The organism is Paenibacillus sp. FSL R5-0475 (assembly GCF_038004585.1).
Classification (GTDB): domain Bacteria; phylum Bacillota; class Bacilli; order Paenibacillales; family Paenibacillaceae; genus Paenibacillus_AQ.
The window spans coordinates 2,073,175-2,093,348 of sequence record NZ_JBBORK010000001.1 but is presented as its reverse complement, the minus strand read 5'-3'; the positions used below and the strand labels follow the sequence as shown (position 1 = coordinate 2,093,348).

Annotated in this window: 17 protein-coding genes; all 17 read right to left on the bottom strand. The window is 43.2% G+C overall.

What is annotated here, in order from left to right; translation table 11 throughout:
• Nucleotides 1-4 precede the first annotated feature (4 nt).
• Nucleotides 5-958 (bottom strand): ABC transporter permease, encoded by a 954-nt coding sequence (locus tag MKX41_RS09060; protein ID WP_340969759.1) that lies wholly within the window; start codon nt 956-958, stop codon nt 5-7.
• Nucleotides 959-1,061: 103 nt separating this feature from the next.
• Entirely contained in the window at nt 1,062-2,732 is a 1,671-nt protein-coding gene (locus tag MKX41_RS09055; protein ID WP_340969756.1) for an extracellular solute-binding protein, read from the bottom strand.
• A 173-nt stretch (nt 2,733-2,905) separates the two neighbouring features.
• Complete coding sequence (locus tag MKX41_RS09050; RefSeq protein WP_340969754.1) at nt 2,906-5,260, bottom strand: AraC family transcriptional regulator; 2,355 nt, start codon at nt 5,258-5,260, stop codon at nt 2,906-2,908.
• A 21-nt stretch (nt 5,261-5,281) separates the two neighbouring features.
• Nucleotides 5,282-6,463 (bottom strand): polysaccharide lyase 6 family protein, encoded by a 1,182-nt coding sequence (locus tag MKX41_RS09045; protein WP_052404304.1) that lies wholly within the window; start codon nt 6,461-6,463, stop codon nt 5,282-5,284.
• Nucleotides 6,464-6,745: 282 nt separating this feature from the next.
• Nucleotides 6,746-7,456, bottom strand: a complete 711-nt coding sequence (locus tag MKX41_RS09040; protein ID WP_042188466.1) for a metallophosphoesterase family protein — start codon at nt 7,454-7,456, stop codon at nt 6,746-6,748.
• A gap of 996 nt (nt 7,457-8,452) precedes the next feature.
• Nucleotides 8,453-9,379 carry a VanZ family protein gene (locus MKX41_RS09035; protein ID WP_042188463.1) on the bottom strand — a complete coding sequence of 309 codons (927 nt, stop codon included), beginning with the start codon at nt 9,377-9,379 and terminating at the stop codon, nt 8,453-8,455.
• A gap of 817 nt (nt 9,380-10,196) precedes the next feature.
• Nucleotides 10,197-11,945 (bottom strand): S41 family peptidase, encoded by a 1,749-nt coding sequence (locus tag MKX41_RS09030; RefSeq protein ID WP_340969751.1) that lies wholly within the window; start codon nt 11,943-11,945, stop codon nt 10,197-10,199.
• 246 nt (nt 11,946-12,191) lie between these two features.
• Nucleotides 12,192-12,344 (bottom strand): hypothetical protein, encoded by a 153-nt coding sequence (locus MKX41_RS09025; protein WP_340969748.1) that lies wholly within the window; start codon nt 12,342-12,344, stop codon nt 12,192-12,194.
• A gap of 158 nt (nt 12,345-12,502) precedes the next feature.
• Nucleotides 12,503-12,637, bottom strand: coding sequence for an S-layer homology domain-containing protein (locus MKX41_RS32300; RefSeq protein ID WP_445671310.1), 135 nt, complete (start codon nt 12,635-12,637; stop codon nt 12,503-12,505).
• Between the two features lie 358 nt (nt 12,638-12,995).
• Nucleotides 12,996-13,571, bottom strand: coding sequence for a CPBP family intramembrane glutamic endopeptidase (locus MKX41_RS09020; RefSeq protein WP_340969745.1), 576 nt, complete (start codon nt 13,569-13,571; stop codon nt 12,996-12,998).
• 145 nt (nt 13,572-13,716) lie between these two features.
• Nucleotides 13,717-14,484 (bottom strand): ABC transporter permease, encoded by a 768-nt coding sequence (locus MKX41_RS09015; RefSeq protein ID WP_340969743.1) that lies wholly within the window; start codon nt 14,482-14,484, stop codon nt 13,717-13,719.
• Nucleotides 14,481-15,254 carry an ABC transporter permease gene (locus MKX41_RS09010; RefSeq protein WP_340969740.1) on the bottom strand — a complete coding sequence of 258 codons (774 nt, stop codon included), beginning with the start codon at nt 15,252-15,254 and terminating at the stop codon, nt 14,481-14,483. The genes MKX41_RS09015 and MKX41_RS09010 overlap by 4 nt, the downstream gene beginning before the upstream one ends.
• The gene (locus MKX41_RS09005) at nt 15,251-15,973 is read right to left on the bottom strand and encodes an ABC transporter ATP-binding protein (RefSeq protein WP_445671309.1); all 723 of its coding nucleotides are present in this window, start codon (nt 15,971-15,973) and stop codon (nt 15,251-15,253) included. The genes MKX41_RS09010 and MKX41_RS09005 overlap by 4 nt, the downstream gene beginning before the upstream one ends.
• Before the next feature lie 83 nt (nt 15,974-16,056).
• Nucleotides 16,057-17,064, bottom strand: coding sequence for a sensor histidine kinase (locus MKX41_RS09000; protein WP_340969735.1), 1,008 nt, complete (start codon nt 17,062-17,064; stop codon nt 16,057-16,059).
• Entirely contained in the window at nt 17,061-17,738 is a 678-nt protein-coding gene (locus MKX41_RS08995; RefSeq protein WP_339264845.1) for a response regulator transcription factor, read from the bottom strand. Before MKX41_RS08995 ends, MKX41_RS09000 begins: the two co-directional genes overlap by 4 nt.
• Before the next feature lie 353 nt (nt 17,739-18,091).
• Nucleotides 18,092-19,870: a peptidoglycan D,D-transpeptidase FtsI family protein gene (locus MKX41_RS08990; RefSeq protein WP_340969733.1), complete on the bottom strand. Its 1,779-nt coding sequence runs from the start codon at nt 19,868-19,870 to the stop codon at nt 18,092-18,094.
• Entirely contained in the window at nt 19,864-20,163 is a 300-nt protein-coding gene (locus MKX41_RS08985; RefSeq protein ID WP_340969730.1) for a hypothetical protein, read from the bottom strand. The genes MKX41_RS08990 and MKX41_RS08985 overlap by 7 nt, the downstream gene beginning before the upstream one ends.
• Nucleotides 20,164-20,174: the final 11 nt, after the last annotated feature.

Genomic DNA, 20,174 nt, shown 5'->3' with positions numbered 1-20,174 from the left:
TCCTCTACCACAAACCCGTATTGTTCAACTTCCGGCTTATCCAGTTGGAGCCGATAACTAGCGCGAAGTTAATCACGGAGTTGAACAATCCGACAGCGGAGCTGAAACTGAATTGAAAATCTTGAAGCCCGATCCGGTACACATACGAGGAAATGACATCCCCTGTCACATAAGTGGTCGGGTTGTACAACAGAATAACTTTCTCGAAGCCAACGCTCATAATTCGGCCAATGTTCAGGATGAGCAATATAACGAAAACGGGAAGCAGGCCGGGTAGGGTAATATGAAGCATCTGCTTCCAGCGTCCACCCCCGTCGATCTTGCAAGCTTCATATTGCTCGAGATCGATCGCAGACAGCGCGGCCAAATAAATAATTGTACCCCAGCCTATATGCTGCCATATATTCGACGAAACGAAGATTGTCCGGAAAAAAGACGGCTCCAGCAGCATCGTAATCCGCTCACCACCGAAAAATGCGATAATATCGTTAATGACGCCGTCACTGCTCGTAAAATCTTTGATCATGCCGCAAATAATGACAAGCGAAATAAAATGCGGCAAATAAGTAATCGTCTGAACCGAACGCTTGAACAGTGCATTTTTCACCTCATTAAGCAACAAGGCGAGAATAAGCGGAGCGGGAAAACCGAAAATGAGATCGTACAAGCTAATCATCAGAGTGTTTTTTAACACCCGCCAAAAATACATCCCGCCAAAAAAGTCTTTGAAATGCTCAAGTCCTACCCACGCGCTGCCCCCGATTCCAAGCCGGGGGTTAAAATCCTTGAACGCAATAATCGAACCGTACATCGGGAAATAATGAAAAATAATGAAATATAACAAAACAGGAGTAAGCATCATGTACAAATACTTGTTCTTAACCATGTCTTTCGCAATATTAAGCGGCAGACGACCGGCATGCGTGACTTTGCTGCGTCCCAGCTTCAATTGAGCCATCTCCTACTCCTCCTATCCAAATCCAGCATTATCGGCAGGGGATGGCTGCACCATTCCCTTGCCCCACGGCAGCCTGCAGCCAGCCGTGGGACGATACATGGAGTTATCTGTTGTTGTAGCGATCCAAAGCGCCTTGATAGATGTCGATTACATCACGAATCCCCATATCTTCCAGCTGCTTCACAAAGCTGTCGAACTTGTCGAGCGGCTCGTTGCCCATTACAAATTTGATGAACATTTCTTCCAGATACGTGTTGATTGCCGTCATCGTCTGCGCTACCTTCTTGCTCTCATCTACAGTAGGCGTAATGAACGCGGGCAAAATATGTTTCGCCGCATCGGTCTCCGACCAAATCTGGACCGCCTCGTCCTGTTGTGGGAACGTGTTGGTCGTTTTTTGCTCATGCATCGGAAATGGACCGTTCGGAACCGTATACTGCGCCAACATCTGCTGTGAAGTGTACTTATCGTTTTTTACGATCATATCAGTAAATTTCGGAACGCCATTGTCCAGCGTGTAGCTTTCGCCTTCAACGCCGAAGTTGTACATCATGGTTCCTTGCTCGCTAAATGCGAAGTCCAGCCATTTTACGATCGTTTCCAGGTCTTTCGCCGATGTCGTCACGGCCGCGCTTGCTTTCGGGTTATATTTGAAATCGCGCTGTCCGGTGAACGGTTTTTCGCCTGCTTTCAATACCGGATAAGGAGCCGCTACAAGATCAAAAGCCGGATTTTGGGCTTTACCGGACTCCAGCCATTTGCCCATGCCGCCGCCCAGCAGGAAAACAGTCGCGCCGGACTCACTGTTCAGAAGCCGCTTATCCAGCGTGTCGCGTTCGACGATCGGGAAGTCTTTATCAATCAGCCCTTCGGAATACCACTGGCGGAACAGCGTCATAACATCCTTGTATTGCGGATCTAACGGACCGTATTTCACTTTGCCTAGGTCGTCAATATAGAAGCCGTGCGATGTTTTGAATGCGCCGAAGAACGCGTCCTGCAAATTCATTTTGTTCGCGTATAGCGCCGTCAGCGGTGCTACGGCGCCTTTTTTCTCTTTGAACGCCGTCAGAACCTTATGCCAATCGTCTATCGTTACAGGCAATTGAAGCCCTAGCTCATCCAACCAATCTTTGCGCAGCATTGGTCCGCGGAAGACTAATCCTTCCTCGTTTCGCACCATCGGGAAGACGTAATATTGGCCACTGTCGGTCTTCACCATTTTATCCAGCTCTGGATTAGCTTCCAGCATCTTCTTCAGGTTAGGCGCATATTGGTCGATCAAATCGTTTAACGGTACGATAACCCCGTCTGAAATCGCCTTTTCCGGTCCACCCGGATAAATACTCCAGTCGTACTCCAGCACATCCGGCAGCTTGCTGGAAGCCAGCAACAAATTAAACTGCTCTTCAGCTTGACTTTCGGTCGGATGGATGTAGTTCACTTTCACGCCGGTAGCTTCTGCAATCGCCTTCCCGATCGGCGCTTCCGCCAGATTCGTTGTAAATGTAATCAGGTTTCCGTTGATTGGAGCCCAGTATGAGAAAGTATCTTTTGTATCCAGCGGATACATCGGCTTATCCGATCCCTCGTTGCCTTTGCTTACACCCTCGCCGCCCTTATTGCTGACGGCGCTTTGAGTCGGCTCTGTCTTATCCTTGTTTCCAGAGCCCCCATTACTGGAGCATGCGGTTAACAACAATGAAAGTACCATTGCGATCCCCAGTGTGAGCTGCAGCCTCTTATGAGTCTTGACGTTGCGATTTTTCGCCATTGTGCCCTCCGTTCTTTTCGTCTCGAATATGTTGGTGTGAATACGCTTTCAACATATCGTTAATCCGGTGCCGCAAGCTATCGTTAAAACCTAAAATATACTGCAATTTCTCAAAAATGAGGGTAACAAAACCGCATGTATGCCACTTTTTCTTGAAAAGAAAAGCCCTAGAGCTACTTGACTTCCCTGTAGCGCCCGGGCGTTATCCCTTCAAATTTTTTGAATATACGATGGAAGGTATTCACATCGTTGTAACCAACCTTCAGCGATATTTCGCTGACCGTATATTTCCCGCCGATAAGCAGCAATTTGGCCTGCACCAGCCGCGTCTTGTTAATATAATCGAGCAGAGATTCGCCGGCAAGATCCTTGAACAGTTTGGAAACATACGACGGCGTCATGGAGAAGGCTTCCCCGATCATCGAAATGTTCAGGTTCTCGTCCTGGTAATACTCGTTGACATATTTCATGACCTTATCGATTAGCGGATTGCTGCAGTATTCGCGGTTATTATTAACGTAGCCGCACAGAAGCTCTAGCATATCGTAAAGCTGGCTGCGCATCTCCCCTACCGTCTGGCATTGCATCAGGCGTTCGATGGCGCGCACTCCGTCAGGCATATCCGGCTTGCCCGCGATGCGGATTTCGCCGATTACTTTTTGCAGCGTAGCCATTAGATCAAACATGAGACATTTGGCAGTATGAAAAGGAAACGGCTCCTTCGTCACATTTTTCTGAATGATCTCCCCGACGAACGCTTTTGCCTTATCGAGCTGCCCTTCGCGAACCATAACGATCAATTGCTGCTCGACCTTGAGCGGATAAAAATAACCACCTGGAGCAGCCCCTAGGTTGTCGTTACCGCTCAGGTCCCCATAATGAATAATGCCCCCGCTACCTACAATGATTCGGTATTCCATCGCCTCGATTGCTTCCTGGAACGCCTGGAAGATGCCATATTCGCCCTCCTGTTGCGCGCTGATGGCAGCGGTCAACTGTACATGAGCATGATTGGAGATGAACGACATCGTTTCTTCCGCGATGTGCCCCAGCTCCCCCCGCTGTTCCGTCGGCGATGCAAGCTGATGGTTGACGATGCAGGCTAGCAACTCCTGGTCTAGCTCTACCGCATAGGCGTTTACTGACTTTCGTGCGACCTCCTCGACCACGTTGGCGATCAGGAAGTGCAGCAATCGCTTATTATGGACCTGATCCTCATCCTTCCGATGGAACTTGCCGAAGTGCTCGATGCGCAGCAAAATAACAGAAAATCCGCCCAGCGGGAAACGCAGATCATAGGCTGAGAAAGATTCGTGCAACGGGATATGGCTGTCGAGTTGCCCCTTCAGCAGCCGCTGCAAAAAGTGCGATCTGAGTGTATTGTTATGCTGATTCAGCTTGTAATGAAGCTCCTCCTTCTCATGGAAGGTGCTGCTCAGCGCCTGCTCTAGAAAGGAGTATTCATTGGAGCCGCGATCAAAGGTAAAACCCGCCTTGAATGACAAGCTCTGGATCAGTGCATGGATCGGCAGGTAGTTCCGTTTGAGGAGCCAATACGTCACGCCACCGCCAACAATAAGGCAAAGCAAGATGCTGGCGATCGTCAATTGCTCTACCACGTTCATTTTCTGGTGATATACGTTCTCCGGCAGCGTCATCACATATTTCCATCCCGTAATGGATGAGGTTGTGTAGGATGCAACAAGCCGGTGACCGTCAGTCTCGATCTCAAGTTGCCCCGATTCTTTCGACATATCGCTGTATAATAGAGCAGGTTCCGACAGCGAATCGCCCGTAGACGCAATGAACCGGTTGTCTTTATCCAGAATAAAGATCGTACCTTTCTCAGGCGCCGAAGCTTGCTCTAGCAGCTTACTGCGGTCAATCATGAACAGTAAGACAGCTCCAGGTTGATTCATGATTGTTGAGTTCACATTTTGGGCATACATGACCGTTGGCCGCCACTCATTCTCTTCAGACACAACAACGGAGTGGTAGCCTTTAATGTACCCTTGGTCAAAATATTCTCGTAACGACTGGAAGGGCATATGCTCTTCAAGGCGAATATGGTCGTATAACGCTTCGATGTTCATACGGTTGTTGCGTGCGATGACCGTATCGCTATTTTTGTAGTAAATATAAATACCTTCAAGAAAATCGTTAGCGATTTCGTATACGCGCAAATCATTAGCGATTTGGTATACATCGTAGTGGTCCGAATCAGACAGATTGGTATCGGCCGAAATAAATGCTGCGATTCGCCTGTTGAGGCTCACCTCGAGGCTTAGATTCTCGATTCCTTTGAACTGGCTATCTATGGCTTGCTCCATCTGAAGAAGAATAGATTGGTTGGCACGGTTAATTTCAGCCTTTACAACGTTCAGCGTCGCGCCGTATATAACGCCGCTGATCAGAATGGGCACGAGCAGCACCGAGACGTAAGAAAGCATCCAGGTCATGTATACACTGCGATTTTTATGCCGGAGCTGCTTCAGATAGATTGTCCACCGGTTTCGAGTTTGGGCCATAGGTTCTCCTCCATGTTAGCTTTAGTCGGAGTCGGGACCGACGTCAATTCTTGTCAGAATAGCCGGACAACGAATATCCGCGACATCCGCTTTATGATTGTTAATACAAACCGCCGGAGACGGCCGGTATTCATAGATGGCCGGCTGCTCTTTGCCGCATATTCGATTGTAAGCGATTACACATTGCTCCGGCGCATAAGGAATCCGCTTGCCGAGCGTAATGCCGTGACGACAATTGACAATCGTATTATTCACTACGCTGGCTCGATAGACGCGCCAATGTTTCCTCAGTTCCTCCTGCGTCGGCGCCTCGGGATAGCCGTCCGATCCGCCATCGTAGTTGCCGCCATCAATGAGCAGCGCATCCAACGTCAAGTTTTCCATATAGTTTTCAAAAATGTGATGGTCGTTGCCGTAAATGCGAAATCCGCCCATTTCTTCCTTCACGCCATCGCCGATAAATACATTATTATGAAAGCGATTTCCATGTCCGTGACGCGCTGTCACTTGGCCGGCGGAGTTAAGGAACGTGTTGTACCGGACTGTATTATAGCAGCTTTTTACCGAAATAATCTCGGGCTCTCCGTCGCAATTTTCAAACAGGTTGTGTTGAATGGTAATATAGCCGTTCGAGAGAGAGATGCCGGACAGGCCGAGCCGGATCGCTTCAAGCCCATTGACGACACGCGGGCCTATATGATGAAAATAATTATATTCAATGACATCATGCTGCGAGATTTGTTCACCGTCGCCATCAAAAACAACGAGCGGTCCAAGGTCGGCCTTTGGCCCGAACTCGTTGCGTTCGATCCGGTTCCAGCCGCTGCCGCTTCCCAGCACTGACAGCAGGCTATACTCCGCCCCAACCTGTCGCGGCTCAAATCTATTCCGCGCAATCCTCACATGCTGCGAACCGTCCAGAATGATAGATTCGCGCTGCCCGACCTGGAAATGCAGTCCCCATACCTCTACATAAGCAGAGTTCAAGATGCGTATACTTGATTCTCCAGCGATCGTCGCTTTTCCTTTATTTACAGCGCGAATGCTTAATATTGCGGTGTCCGATCCTACTTTGCCTTCAATAATATAATCTTCATTCCGTTCGTAAACGCCGTCTGCCAACAAGATCGAAGAACCAGGTTCTGCCCGGCCAATGGCTGCCGCCAATTCGTCGCTACTCGATACCCAATAAATAGTAGTCATTTTCCCACCTGCTTCCTATAGAATAGGCGGATATGAACCGCAGCCTCTTCAGGATCATATCCGCAACTTCACAACCTCTATTATGAAAGATACGTTTCCCATGCCATAGTGTAAAAAAATGAAGCAATCATAAAAATGTAAACTGAGGCACAAAATGAGCGGGAATTACCGCCTTGCCAGCTGTAAATCGCAACCTGCCGGTGTACAATAAATGAGAAAGGACGTATCCCGACACCAAATCGTGGATACGTCCCCATTGTTGTTGCCTGCTCTGCCGCCCGCTTACCCGAAAAAGAAGTACGCAACCTTCATCTCTTCTTCTTTCAACAGCAACTTTTGTGCCGCTTCGAGCAAAGGCGTGCGGTCATAGACAAGACTTTTCATCGCTATTTTGCCATCACTAATCGTGAAATAGTGAGCTTCTTTCGATGGATCGTCGCGACGGCGGTAGGACACGCTTCCTGGATTCAGCCACAAACTGTCGTCACTCAAATAATGAATGCATCTGCGATGTGTATGTCCGAAAATAATGCGGCGATCTTCTTTGGCCCCAATTGTCCTGACGTTGCGTTCCGCCCAGAAAGCATCGTACTTGGGCAAGCTATCAATCGTCAAATAGTTTTCGTACAGATGTTGCATTGTATAGCTATAGCCGTCCATCTCGAATGTGCGGTAGACCGGTATGCTTTCGAGGAAGGAAATTTCCGCTTCGCCGAGCAGCCTTGCATTGTAATGCGCCCACTTGATCTCATCCTCCGCCACATCGTGACCGCTATTGCCGTTTCGGTACAGGTCGATAATAATGTCGTCATGGTTACCGCGAACACAATTCGCATCGTTCTTATGCACCCATTCGATAACTTCCCGCGGGAAAGGCCCGTAGTCTACAAGATCTCCCGCGCAATAAATCACGTCACAGTCGGATTCTGCCTTGCGTATCGATTCCAGCGCTTTGACGTTGCTGTGAATATCCGAAATAATTAAAGCTTTCATAATCGATTCAACTCCCTAAGATTCAACATTCTCAGCAGTACCGTCACCACATCCGCCACGTAGCTTTATCGTCTGGCATGAAATGGTCCCGCGGCAGACGCACCTCAATGATTCCGGCGGCAGACGCCAAGGAAACAGCCTGTCTTTCCCAGTCGGGGGTGTCTCCACTGTCCTCAAACCACTGCGGCGCAGGGGCGCCGTCCACAACATTGGCCGGGACATAATTGGAGGCTGGTTGCGACAAATTGGCCGTAACGGAACATGCGTGTAACCCTATTTGACGATTCCCTTCAGTCGGTAGCCTTCGGACAATATTCTGTTGACATTGCGTATCAGGCTGTTCTCCCATTTGTCGAGTGCACTCTCCCTCCTTTATATAAAAAGATGGAACCTTGATAAATCGTCAAAAGCTAAAATCGCCATCAAATAGTCCAACTTCTTATCTCCAATTTTTGGAATGAACATCAAATCTTAAAAAAGTCACTCACATCTCACGAATATGCATAGAAACATCTTTGTAGCTATTTTTATATACAGCATTCAATGTTCTTAAAACAAAAGTATCAACAACATGATCCTTTTTATTTGGAGAAGTAAACAAAACGACATCCGACCTTAGATGTTTTAGCAAGATTTCATTTTCACAACTCCCTATGTTCATTTTAATTATTATGTTTCTTGCCCTGGTCATATATTGTTTGAAGCCAATTTTGTAGGTCAGATCTTATATGCACAGAATCCTATAGTTGGGGCTCCGCCAACATTTTAACGAAAATATACGCTTAGCCCTGAATCGCGTCCAGCTTGGTGTATTCTCATACTCTTAGGTGGTCCGGGACGTATCACGAGCGGACGCAACGAAACGTATTGGACAATCATTTGGAAACATTAACGCGGTACTGTATTAAATGATTATGATATAAAAAAAAGCTGTCGAGACTTTCTTGACAGCCTTGCCGCGATTATCGCGGTTTCTATATGTTGCGTGTTTGTTCTTCACTCCCACCAATGCTTCATTTCACTGAATCCAACGTCCCATAGTTTAGCGTTCCCAGAAACGATAATCGTAATTTCGTTCACCTTGTCATAAAATGGTATATTTAAAGGTTCTGCTCCATTATTATATTGTTCATTGTACTGATAATGAACTCTTTGGTTTCCATCTACCAATATAGTGAGTTCTCCCTTGGAATCTCCCTTGTCTGGAATGCCAAAATAAGAATAAAACGTCACATCTTTTTTGTTACCCAAGATGTAGGTGTACGATTTTCTTTTATCTCCTTCACTGTAATACACGTTCATTTTGGGTTCTATTTTCTTGCCTGCCACGGTGAAACTTGGAAGATTTTCAGTCATAGGCATGGTTCCATTCATTTCTTTCACATCGTGTAATGCTTGAATTGGGCTTTCTCTTTTCGCTACAACATAATTGATGGTTTCCGAGATCACGATTACTCCAACAAGAAGAACACCGATAGATAGGGCTGAAGCAATAAGCTTTTTATAAGAAATTTTTGAAGAACATCCAACTTTATAGGCGATAAATCCTATCGCTGCACCTAATGTATTGGATATAACATCATCTACATCAAAGCTGCCAAGATGAGTTAAAGCCTGCATCGTTTCCAGAACGAGAATCGTCAAGACAAAAAAGGATATGAACTTCCCAAAACTGGAACGATACAACAGAGGAATTACTACTCCAAAAGGGATAAAGGCAGCAATGTTTCCAAAGTTGTATACCCATGAAAAAGTTAGTTTTGGAAATCGAAGTGGAACTCCTTCTGGAACAAGTATAAATGTGTATCCATAATCGTTGTTCCAATGATCTAATCTACTGAAAGCAAAAAACATAAAATATAATATCAACAGCGTGTACAAAATTGTTCCTACAAAGAGGAGTTTCCGTAATTTCACTTCCATAATATCTCCTTTAATAATTCATCGATGGGTTTAGTGTATCTTCCCAAAATGACATTAAAGTGACATTGAAGTGACATTTTAGTCACTTAAACGCTTATTAAATGATTTGTTTGTAAAATCGAATCCGAAATCATGCCTTTATTCATCCACTCTGGACATGAATATCTCCATCTTTCTTGGTTTAATGCTGTAAGCCATCGTAAGACCAATGCAAATGCTACCCTCTCTAGCATTCTTGTCTTATAAAGCGTAATAGAACAATTTTAATCTATCTATTGGAAAATGGAAAAAACTCTTGGTCTCAAGCGTATTCGGGAAATAATCTTAACAATTAGAAATGACAATATTATATTCCGATAATACCGCGATTATCGCGGATATTATTCGTACAACATTCTTGTCAACTTACATGTTTTTCTTAGAAAACACCGAAAAATTCTTCAGTATTTGATGAAGTACTGGTTACGCCTGTTTGGATATCGCTCCAAAATCTCTCGTACCAATTCGTGATTCCCATAGGAATGGTTTAATTTCACCAATATAAGGCTCGTGGCAATAGGATCATGGTCTTGTCCATTTTCGGCAATAGGTACAAGTTCTTGTCTCGAGCAAAGGACAAGAACTTGTACCTATAAACTAATAAAACCGCGCTCAGCGTGGATTTCAATAGGCATATGTTCTTGTCCTCTTACATCAGAACAAAGTACAATTAAGCTGATTAATATGACCCGTCTACTCTTCATCTCTTTACTCCCTAAAAAAATCAGGCCCCAGAAGTGTATAGATGTTCATTTATATTCCAAATACACTTTCATAATTAATAACCACCTTTAATTAATTCAACAGCTCTCTCAATATACTCGTCTCTGCCTTCCATAATCCCTTCAATGGTAGGATCAAGACGAATATCTGGCTGCAATCCTATTCTTTGTGTTGGGTTTTTATCTGGATTAAATATGCCGAGTCCACTTATAGCGGTTTTTATTTTTCCTGGAAGCATAATGATACGTATATCACCATCAGTTCCAGCTGACGGCCTACCGAGAACTATGGAGTTATCTGTATTTCTAAGAGACATCGTTGTAAACTCGCCTTGACTAGCAGTATGTTCATTGATTAGAATCACTACTTTCCCTTTATAAACCTCGGCATTTATTTCTTGGGGCTTCCCTGAAACCATAGGCTCAAGGTAATAAAATTCACCGGGTATTGTACGATTGGGGACCGATACTGTGGCAAACTCTTTTTCAGAAGCGATCAGATATTTGGCTAATTCATAAGTAAGTATGCTAGAAGGGTAGTTTCTAAGATCTACAATTAGCCCTTTAGTGTTCCACCACTTTTTCATGATTTTATCAATCTCTCCATCTTTCAAAAGACCAGCATTAATATAGTAGATTTCTCCACTCTCCATTGCTTGTGATTTCGTATCAACCAGGAAATTAATGTCTTGTTGATTGCCTACTGCACTAATGTTCATCTTATTTTCCTGCCGAATTACAGTAACGTCCGTATTCTTCTGTTCAGTTCGGAATAAATCAAGAAAAAATAAGTTGGCCGTGTCTTCTCGCGACTGTGATATATATTTTCTTCTATCTTTTAATAATTCATCTATATTTTTGTCACCTACTTTTAATACAATGTCTCCGACCTCAAGTCCACACTTGTTAATTACTTTATTTATAACAATCTGATTGTTAATTTCGATAAAGTTTACGGGAAGCCGATACGTTCCAAAATAATCAGTAATCGTCTCTCTATCTTTGCCGACCAAATATGCATGAGAATCATGTATTCTAGTTGTCAGTTCTGCTAAAGTCATAAAATAGGAGTCATAATCCGATCCATCTACCATTTTAGGGATAAACTCCAGAAGCACTCGATCCCAATTTTCTCCGATGACATCTTTATACGGATAGTAATATTCGATAATATTCCAGTAGCGGAATAAACCTAGCAACCTGTAGCCTGTATCATCGAAATTCATATTAGAGTACGGGTTTTCATTTCCCATAGACGGAAAGAATGAATCTTCCTTAAAACTAACATATGCATATTCTCGTTCTGAAATATTAGAATCCAGAAGCTTCGATAATTCAAGACTCAAGTCTGTTCCGAGATATTCTTCATCCTTGGACCAATCTGTAGATGGACTGAGCTGTATGGAATCTTTGGAAAATTGATATTGATCATCAAGCTCTCCAGAAATGGACTCGCTGCCTAATGAATGAACCCACTCATAGAGAATTGAATTCACATCTGAATTTTCTTCTAAAATAGAGGGCACCACCCGAAACAGCTCATAATCCCAATTTACATCTCCAGATACCACCTTAGGATGATAGTATTTCACCACTCCCCATACCTTACTGATCTTAGCTAAATCCACGATCTTTTGTTCAGAAAGGCTGGAAAATTTCATTCCACTTCCTTGGTCAAATTCCTGCTCCTTCTCTCTCCCGAGTTGATGAGTCTCTTGGGATGTAGAACATCCTGCAATAATAAAAATAAGCAACATACTGAAAAACACCAGGGAATTCCAGTTCCTTATTTTTCCTTCTCCCACCTTTTTTCCACCTTTCAGCTCAACAATTTATCTTTTTGTAATTCTTGCAAATCTAGGATCTGCTTCACCTATCACTGCAAATCTACATGTCGTTTTTAAATAAAAAACCAGCCTTATAGCTCTTATCGTAGGCTGGGGCGTATGTTGTCTGAGCTTTCACCCTGATTATACATCTAATAAAACATAAAGGTGATAACCCATCATCAAATAATGACAGATTAGATTTGTGTGTTGTTCATTCAGGCATTAATGTTCCTCATACAATAATTCATTCATAAATTTCCAGGCACTAATGATCCCTTCTTTTCGCTTCCTCCAGAAAGGAATGACAGCACAGCCAACCGTGAAACAATGTCTCTTAATGATCTTGCTTAGTCCCATAGAGTTTTCCATTCTCATTCTTTACCACCGTTGGACTATATAGAGGTGCCGACAGGCATCGCATTATTCCATGCAGATATTTTGTTGCCGCCCAAGGAATGGGCTGTACGTAACCTAAATTAATTATCCACACAAATTAAGGCGACTTTCATTGTGTGGATTACAATTTAAGTCGTTTAATCATTTATCAGCATATACACTATTTTAGCCATTTCTGCCCGCGTGACTTTACCTTTTGGGTCAAAACGAAGGTTAGCTTTGCCCTTGATTATCCCAGCCCATTTCCGTGCTCGACAGCTTATTTTGCCCAAGAAGATACTTGGTCTTGGTCAGAAAATATACTGACCTGCCCGTTAGATTAATGAAGAAAAGAAAGCAGTAAATACTTATCTAATCGGAAATCGGGACAAGAACTTGTACCGATAAAACAAAAAAAGCCGCTAAAATAGCGACTTTCATTGGGACCATGTTTTTGTCCCTCGACTATTGTTGTCCGATGACAAGAATATAGTCCGATTACTTCTATATCTCTTCTTTCTCTGCATACAAAAAAGGCTGATCTTTAACAAATAAAAGATCAGCCTTTTTCTAATTGTCCTTTTTAAGAATTTAATCCGATTCTATGTTTAATCGTCGTCGTAGTATAGTCTTATTCAACTAAAGCACCCGCTAGTAGAAGAGTAACACTAACGAATTATACAAAGAATGAATAATAATTACTGACCAAAGAGAATTACTTTTCTTATATACAAACCCAAATATAATACCCAACACAAAAACTGTTAATATGGAACTTAGTATATAAGGGAATTCAAACAGACCTTTATAAAACCAAATAGGAAAATGAATCGATACAAAGAGTAAAGCTGTAACTGTATTTGCTATCCAGAATCTAAAAGAATCCATAAGCTTTCTTAATAAAAAACCTCTAAAGACAATTTCCTCAGTAATACCAACCAATAGAATAGTATTAAGCCATCCGTTAAATCCTATTTGAAAATCGATATTATTATTTAAAACGATAAGATTTATTACAAAATAGAATAGTATCAAGGCTAAGGATACCCAACCTGTCCATTTTAGACTTTTTCTAAAGTTATGATGTAACTGTAAATAGGAAAATGGTTTACTTTTTTCCATAATTATAACTAATAAAATAACAGGAATGACCCAAACAACTATTTTAATAGTGGCTGATGTTATAGCTCTTGGAACGGGTTCCATCAAATCTAAATATTGAACCAACCATAATTCTCTGATACACCATAGGGCGTAAAATATTATGAAATATACCCAAATATAATTTTTATTTACTTTGAATTCTATCAGAAACTCCTCCTTTACTTCTTCGATAATCCTGCCCCGTTAGTTGAATAAGATATAATTATAACTAGGCATCTCGTTTACGGTAAAATACAATAGCTACTGTAATAATGCTCAGTGTCCATAACATTGAAATACCTGTCCCTTGCATTGGTGTAAGGACACTTATTTCATCAGAGGAAGACGGCATATACATATAAGATCCTGCCGTATCCGGAAAATAATTCAAAAAATTTTTATTACTAGGTAGAAAAACCCTCGTCAATGGACTGACAATGAAATAATAACCAAGCAGTACCACTAAAGCAGGAGTGGTTCGTCTTAATAAAGCACCTACAGCTGCACTGAGAAGTGTGGTTAATGTTAGATAGCCCGTTGCACCTATTAATGTTGTTATCATTGTGTCTATTTCTATCACTACTGTTGTGTCTCTCATCATAATAAAAGTATAGAGTACACCAGATGCAGCAATAATAAACGCCACAGGAATGGTTATAATCGCCAATGCCAAATGCTTCGTGGATAATTGAAACCCACGCCAAGGTATCGTAATTAAAGTAGTTCGAATCTGTCCACCAGTATACTCCGAACAAGTAGCTAAGATTCCAAGAATAATGAACCCTGCTTGAAGATATCCCATAGAAGCAAGTCCTATATTCAGTATATTTTGCGTACCTGTTGCCCCTTGTACACCAACAGAAGTAAAAGCTGCGGCTAAAACTAAATTTAGAATGAATGTACCCATAAGAGTGAACCATATCAATGGTAATGTAACTAATTTATCCAGTTCAGCACCAAGGATTTGTGTTAACTTTCTACTAGATGTGACACTCATGCTGCAACATCCCTCCTATGGAATACAACAGCTGCAACAATGAAAAAAACGACTACCCAGGCAAACATGACTAAACCGCCTGTGAAGGGGGTGTGAAACCCGTCGAATAAAGTGCCTGTGGACGTGTTGTCCGTAAACATAAACATTTCAGCGCCAGCCCTATCTGGTAAGTAAAACGCCAACTTTGTAACCCTATACAACAGGACACTAAATGATACAACGGATGAATTTATTATGAGCACAGCAAGCGGGAGGATGCCATTCTTAGTTAGAAAAGTAATTCCAAGTGCTAAAAGAGCAGTGAATGTCCAGTAACAAACTGCACCGATAAGTCTGGACCATTCAAATGCGGGGGCATATTCACCAAGAATAAGATGCGTTGCTGACACAGTTGTCATAATAGCAACAATACAAAGCAGTATGCTGATCACAGTCACAGCACCTGCTTTTGCCAGTAAAAAATGAAACCGGGATGAAATAACAGTTAAACTCGTTGTTATCTGTTGTCCTCCACCAGATTCACTGCTCTCTGTTATATACTCACTGCTGACAGCAAGCACACCAAGAATAATAACGCCTTGCACACCAAGAGCTAACCCGATATAGCCAACTTCTGATAGCCTCGTGCTAACTCCAGCTATAATCTCCTCTTTTTGTGCTATGCTGTCCAAGGCAGCAATAAGCGCTGGTGCAAACGCTCCAATGAGAAAAGCAAGCCAAATACCCGGTAAGGAGAACAATTTAGATAGTTCCGCGTTAAATGCTCTCATACAACATCACCTGCAATTTCAGATGTCAGGGCAAAAAAGGCTTCCTCCAGCGTGGAATGGGTACCTATTACTTCTTCCAACGTCCCATCTGCAACGATGGTTCCATGCTTAATAATCACCACATCATCAACCGTCTCTGCAAGCTCTCCCATTAGATGACTGGATAATAACACCGTATTTCCAGATTCAGCACGTTTACGTAAAAATGTCCGAATCCACCGAATTCCTTCTGGGTCGAGCCCATTTACGGGTTCATCTAAAATCAATATTTTTGGATCACCAAGTAGCGCAGCTGCTATTCCCAGTCTTCTCCCCATACCAAGAGAATACTGCCCAACTCTTTTCCCAGCGGCATTAGTAAGACCTACTATTTCCAGAACTTCCTCGACACGTGAGTTAGACAATCCTGCAGCACGTGCAATCCAACGCAAGTGTGCCCGTCCTGTTCGCATACGATGAGCTCCAAAGCCATCAAGTGCGGCACCTACTGTTGCTAGAGGATTATGTAATTCTGCGAATGGCTTTCCATTAATGAGTGCGCTCCCTGAGGTAGCGCGGTCTAATCCAAGCAGGATGCGAAGTGTAGAACTTTTACCTGCCCCATTTGGACCTAAAAAACCAGTTACTCTACCTGGTCTAGCTTTAAAACTGATACCTGATAAAATTTCCCTAGTTCCGCGATGTTTGACTAAGTTATTAATTGTAAGCAACCATAACACTTCCTTTCTGTTATGGTTCTAATTATAAAGAAGCAAAGTTACATCTCGGTTATCATGCTGTTTACTTCTGGTTTAACTTTAGGTTAAGATCTTCCGATAGCTACTCTTGTGCCACTATCATTTGATGTAAAATCAGCTTTCAGCTTCATTTTTTTCAACATATAATTTGAAGTCGATAAACCAATCCCCGCCCCACGCTCATAGGAAGAGTTATCCATACCTGGACCTCTGTCTGCAATAATGATTTGTTCTTTTTCTACATCAACCACAATATTTACATATTTCCCCTCTGCTGCATGACGAAGAATATTCTGAAATAAATTATCCAGAACCCGTGTCATCCATTTAGGATCTGCTTCCCAATAAAAAGTCGCCTCTGTCGGTAAATCAACCTCGATCTGGATTTCTTTTTCTTCAAATACAGGATACCACGCAGCAACAGATGCTCTTACTAAACGTCCAATATCTGTTGAAGTGGGCCTAAAAGGATGTTTCCCTGATGTAAGCAATGTATAGGAAAGTAAATCATCCATTAGATCCCCCACTCTTGTAATCGTATGATTCATTTCTGTTAATGAATTTTGTCCTTCTAGACTCATTGATTCTTTATTTAATCGGGTGACATGTCCTCTCAAAATGGTAAGTGGCGTTCGTAAGTCGTGAGATAAATTCGCTATGAGTCGATGTCGTAACAATTCCTCTTCATGTTCTCGCTTGCGGCTGTCTTCAAGCTGCTGAATCATCCAATTAAAAGAATTGCCTAACTGGTCTATTTCATCCATACGATCACTTTGAACAGATATTGGTCTAGGAAATGAGTTATGATTAGCTGAAAATGACATGGCTTCCTGTAAGCGGGTGAGACGGTTACGAAGTCTTAAGAAGAAAATCCAAGATATTACAACAAATGCGACAATAATAAAACCAAACAAAAGTAGTACAACGTAAAATAGATTTAACGCATTCAGCTCTTCACCATTAATAGGAGATTCAATGAACGCAGATAAGAAAATAAGTATAATTGGAGGCAAAAAGATAAATAGAAAATGTCCTTTTAGAAAATGACGAAATAATGATTTAGTCTGTTTCATAGTTTCACCCGATAGCCTATTCCCTTCAACGTTTCAATAATCTCTGGGGAATCTGGATGACGTTCCAACTTTTGACGCAGTCGATGGATATGTACCATTAGTGTTTTATCGCCAGTTATATATGTTTCTTCCCAGATGGCTTCATAGATTTGTTCTTTTGGTAAAACTTGATTAGGGTGGCGTAAGAAGTACATTAAAATATGATGTTGTTTCGCTGTTAATAAAATTTCTTCTCCTGTGCGTTTGTCAAATACCATTTGGCCTTCTGAATCTACTTCAATATAATTTCCTAATGAAATGCGTTCGGAATGTGTTCCGCCACTTCGACGGATTAGTACTTCTAATCTTGCAACTAATTCATCCGTATGGAATGGTTTCGTTAAATAATCATCAGCAAATTGTAAACCTTCTACCTTATCATCTATCGATGTTCGAGCTGTTAACAGCAAAATAGGAACAGCAGGAGCTGCCTTTTTTAATCGTTTCCCCACAGTAAATCCGTCTAAACCGGGTAACATGATATCCAAAATAACGATTTCATGCTGATTTACTTCTTTTTCAGCTCCTTCACCAGAAAGCAGCCACTGAACTGAAAATCCCCGCTGTTCCAATTCTTCTTTTAGAAAGCTGCCTATTTTCTCATTATCTTCAATGTATAATACATTTCTTTTCAAGTAACATCCCTCGCTCTAAATTGAATTCACTATTAGACAGATTAACACAATCTAAAAAATATTTGTTTAGATGCTCATGAAATCGGCAATGGGATCAAGTTCTTATCTTAAGCAAAGGACAAGAACTTGATCCCATAAAACAGAAAAACCGCGCCAGGCGCGGATTCTAATGGGACTATGTTATTGTTCACCGACACCAATCCATAGTCCAGATATTGAGCCTCCGACCGTTTCAAAATAAAAGCCCTAATCAATCAACAATTTTCTGGCCGCCTGCATTATTTTTTTTCGGTCAGATCGGGTGCGGAGCGCTGCGCGGATGGTGCATTCTTGACGGATATGGAAACACTGCCTCAATCGCCCGATGTAACTTTTGGCACCCCCATATATGACAATGCTTCGGATACGATCTCTTTAAACACCGGCCCCGCCGCAGCACCACCGCCAGCTGCATTAGCAGGCTCGTCAATGCCGACATAGACCACAATCTTCGGATTATTAGCCGGTGCGTATCCGAGAAAGGACGAGTGCACCTTATCGCGGTCATACCCTCCCTTACCGTCGGGTTTAATCGCCGTACCGGTCTTACCTGCTACACTATAGCCTTCAATGTATGCATGGCGGCCGGTTCCATGGACCAGGTCTGCAACGACCTGCTCCAGATAGCTGCTGGTTTCCCTGGCGCTTTCCTCGGAAATAACCTGACGTACCACCTGGGGCTGGGTTACGGTAGTCTTGCCGGTATTCGGATCGGTGGTCGCCTTGACCACGTGCGGCACCATCAGTTTTCCGCCGTTGGCGATGGCCGAGATGGCGGTAAGCTGCTGAATCGGAGTAACAAGCACTTTGCCGTGCCCGAATGCAATCGTCGCGTTCTCTGAAGCATTATTCGGAGTCGGATTGACGATTCCGCTGATTTCGCCCGGCAGGTCAATACCGGTAAGATCGTTAAATCCGAAATCATCCACGTATTGCAGCAGCCTTTCCGGACCGAGCATTTCATAGCCAAGCTTGACGAAGGCCACGTTACTTGACCGCTTCACGCCTTCCAGGAAGGAGATTTCGCCATAACCGCTTCTCTTCTGGTCATACAGCGGCTTGCCGTACCCCTTGATGCGGATAGAACCGGACATGAAGGTTGCGTCCGAATCGAACAAATTCTCCTCCACCGCTCCTGCAAGAGGTATAATTTTGAACGTGGAGCCTGGTTCAAATCTTGTTTTGATGGCATGGTTGAAGAATACCCCTGGATCAGAGGCATATTTCCAGAACTCATTCGGGTTAAAGGTCGGCATATTCGCTAGCCCCAATATCTCCATGGTGCTGGGATCCGCGGCAATTACCGTAATACTCTTGGGTTTATATTCTTCATAGGCCTTCTGCATTGCCTGCTCGATATAATACTGGATTGTGCTATCAATCGTCAGCTTGAAAGTACTTCCATTGACCTCCGGCTGGTAAGTGTCCTCCGAGTCAGGCAGCTTGATGCCTTTGGCGTCGCTCTGGTAGAATAGCTTACCATCCGCGCCCTTAAGCTGTTTGTCAAAATACTTTTCGAACCCCATCACCGCATTGCCATCGCGGTCCGTATAACCCAAAATATGTGCGGCCAGTGTTTGTTGCGGATAATAGCGCTTCTGCTCCCTAATCAGGCCAACGCCAGTCTCCAGAGTGTCATGTTCATCCTTCAGTTTCTCAATGAACTCGTTGACCTTGTCGCGCAGCTCCTGGTCAATCTTCCAGCCTTCATTACGGATCTCCCGGTTCTTCAGATACTTTCCATTCTCGTCTTTGGCTTCCACGAGCGCCTTAAGCTCATCCTCAGGCTTGCCGAGCAGTTCATGTAGGCCGGTGATAACTTCTTCCCCGATACTGAGAGCGGTAATCGCTTCCGGATTGACCACTACCGTGTAGGCGGGCACATCGCTAGCCAGCATCCTGCCGTTGCGGTCCTCGATCGTGCCACGCACCGCTTTAAACACCGAAGTATGGGCCCATTGCTTTGCGGCCTTGGTTTGCCAGAAATCACGATCCAGCACCTGAATCCAGAACACTCTGCCGAGCAAAACAAGAAAAAAGAGGGTAATACACCCTCCTATAAACAGCGTACGAAGTTTTATTCTCTTCACCATAAGCAAACCCCACAAACATATATATTGCAATTTTCGGCAAATCGCTCGTTAATAGTCACCGCGTTTTGTTCACTGTTATGAATGGTACCGTCGGCATTCGCCTTCTGATATCCCATATCCATGGCTAGCTGAACAACCTTGGCACGGGATTGCTGTTTTTCCTTGTCCCAGTAAGGCTCATTATTGTAGGCATAGGTAATGCCAGGTTTTTTATTAGTTTGATAAATGATCAACATAATGAACACCAGGCTCGTTACACATTGTACAATGTATAACAAGGTAAAAACAACCATTTTTGTGAATC

Excerpts from the sequence above, each read along its gene's own strand:
- MKX41_RS09060 (WP_340969759.1), bottom strand. The coding sequence starts at position 958 with ATGGCTCAATTGAAGCTGGGACGCAGCAAAGTCACGCATGCCGGTCGT.
- MKX41_RS09055 (WP_340969756.1), bottom strand. The coding sequence starts at position 2,732 with ATGGCGAAAAATCGCAACGTCAAGACTCATAAGAGGCTGCAGCTCACA.
- MKX41_RS09050 (WP_340969754.1), bottom strand. The coding sequence starts at position 5,260 with ATGGCCCAAACTCGAAACCGGTGGACAATCTATCTGAAGCAGCTCCGG.
- MKX41_RS09045 (WP_052404304.1), bottom strand. The coding sequence starts at position 6,463 with ATGACTACTATTTATTGGGTATCGAGTAGCGACGAATTGGCGGCAGCC.
- MKX41_RS09040 (WP_042188466.1), bottom strand. The coding sequence starts at position 7,456 with ATGAAAGCTTTAATTATTTCGGATATTCACAGCAACGTCAAAGCGCTG.
- MKX41_RS09035 (WP_042188463.1), bottom strand. The coding sequence starts at position 9,379 with ATGGAAGTGAAATTACGGAAACTCCTCTTTGTAGGAACAATTTTGTAC.
- MKX41_RS09025 (WP_340969748.1), bottom strand. The coding sequence starts at position 12,344 with ATGAGAATGGAAAACTCTATGGGACTAAGCAAGATCATTAAGAGACAT.
- MKX41_RS09015 (WP_340969743.1), bottom strand. The coding sequence starts at position 14,484 with ATGAGTGTCACATCTAGTAGAAAGTTAACACAAATCCTTGGTGCTGAA.
- MKX41_RS09010 (WP_340969740.1), bottom strand. The coding sequence starts at position 15,254 with ATGAGAGCATTTAACGCGGAACTATCTAAATTGTTCTCCTTACCGGGT.
- MKX41_RS09000 (WP_340969735.1), bottom strand. The coding sequence starts at position 17,064 with ATGAAACAGACTAAATCATTATTTCGTCATTTTCTAAAAGGACATTTT.
- MKX41_RS08990 (WP_340969733.1), bottom strand. The coding sequence starts at position 19,870 with ATGGTGAAGAGAATAAAACTTCGTACGCTGTTTATAGGAGGGTGTATT.
- MKX41_RS08985 (WP_340969730.1), bottom strand. The coding sequence starts at position 20,163 with ATGGTTGTTTTTACCTTGTTATACATTGTACAATGTGTAACGAGCCTG.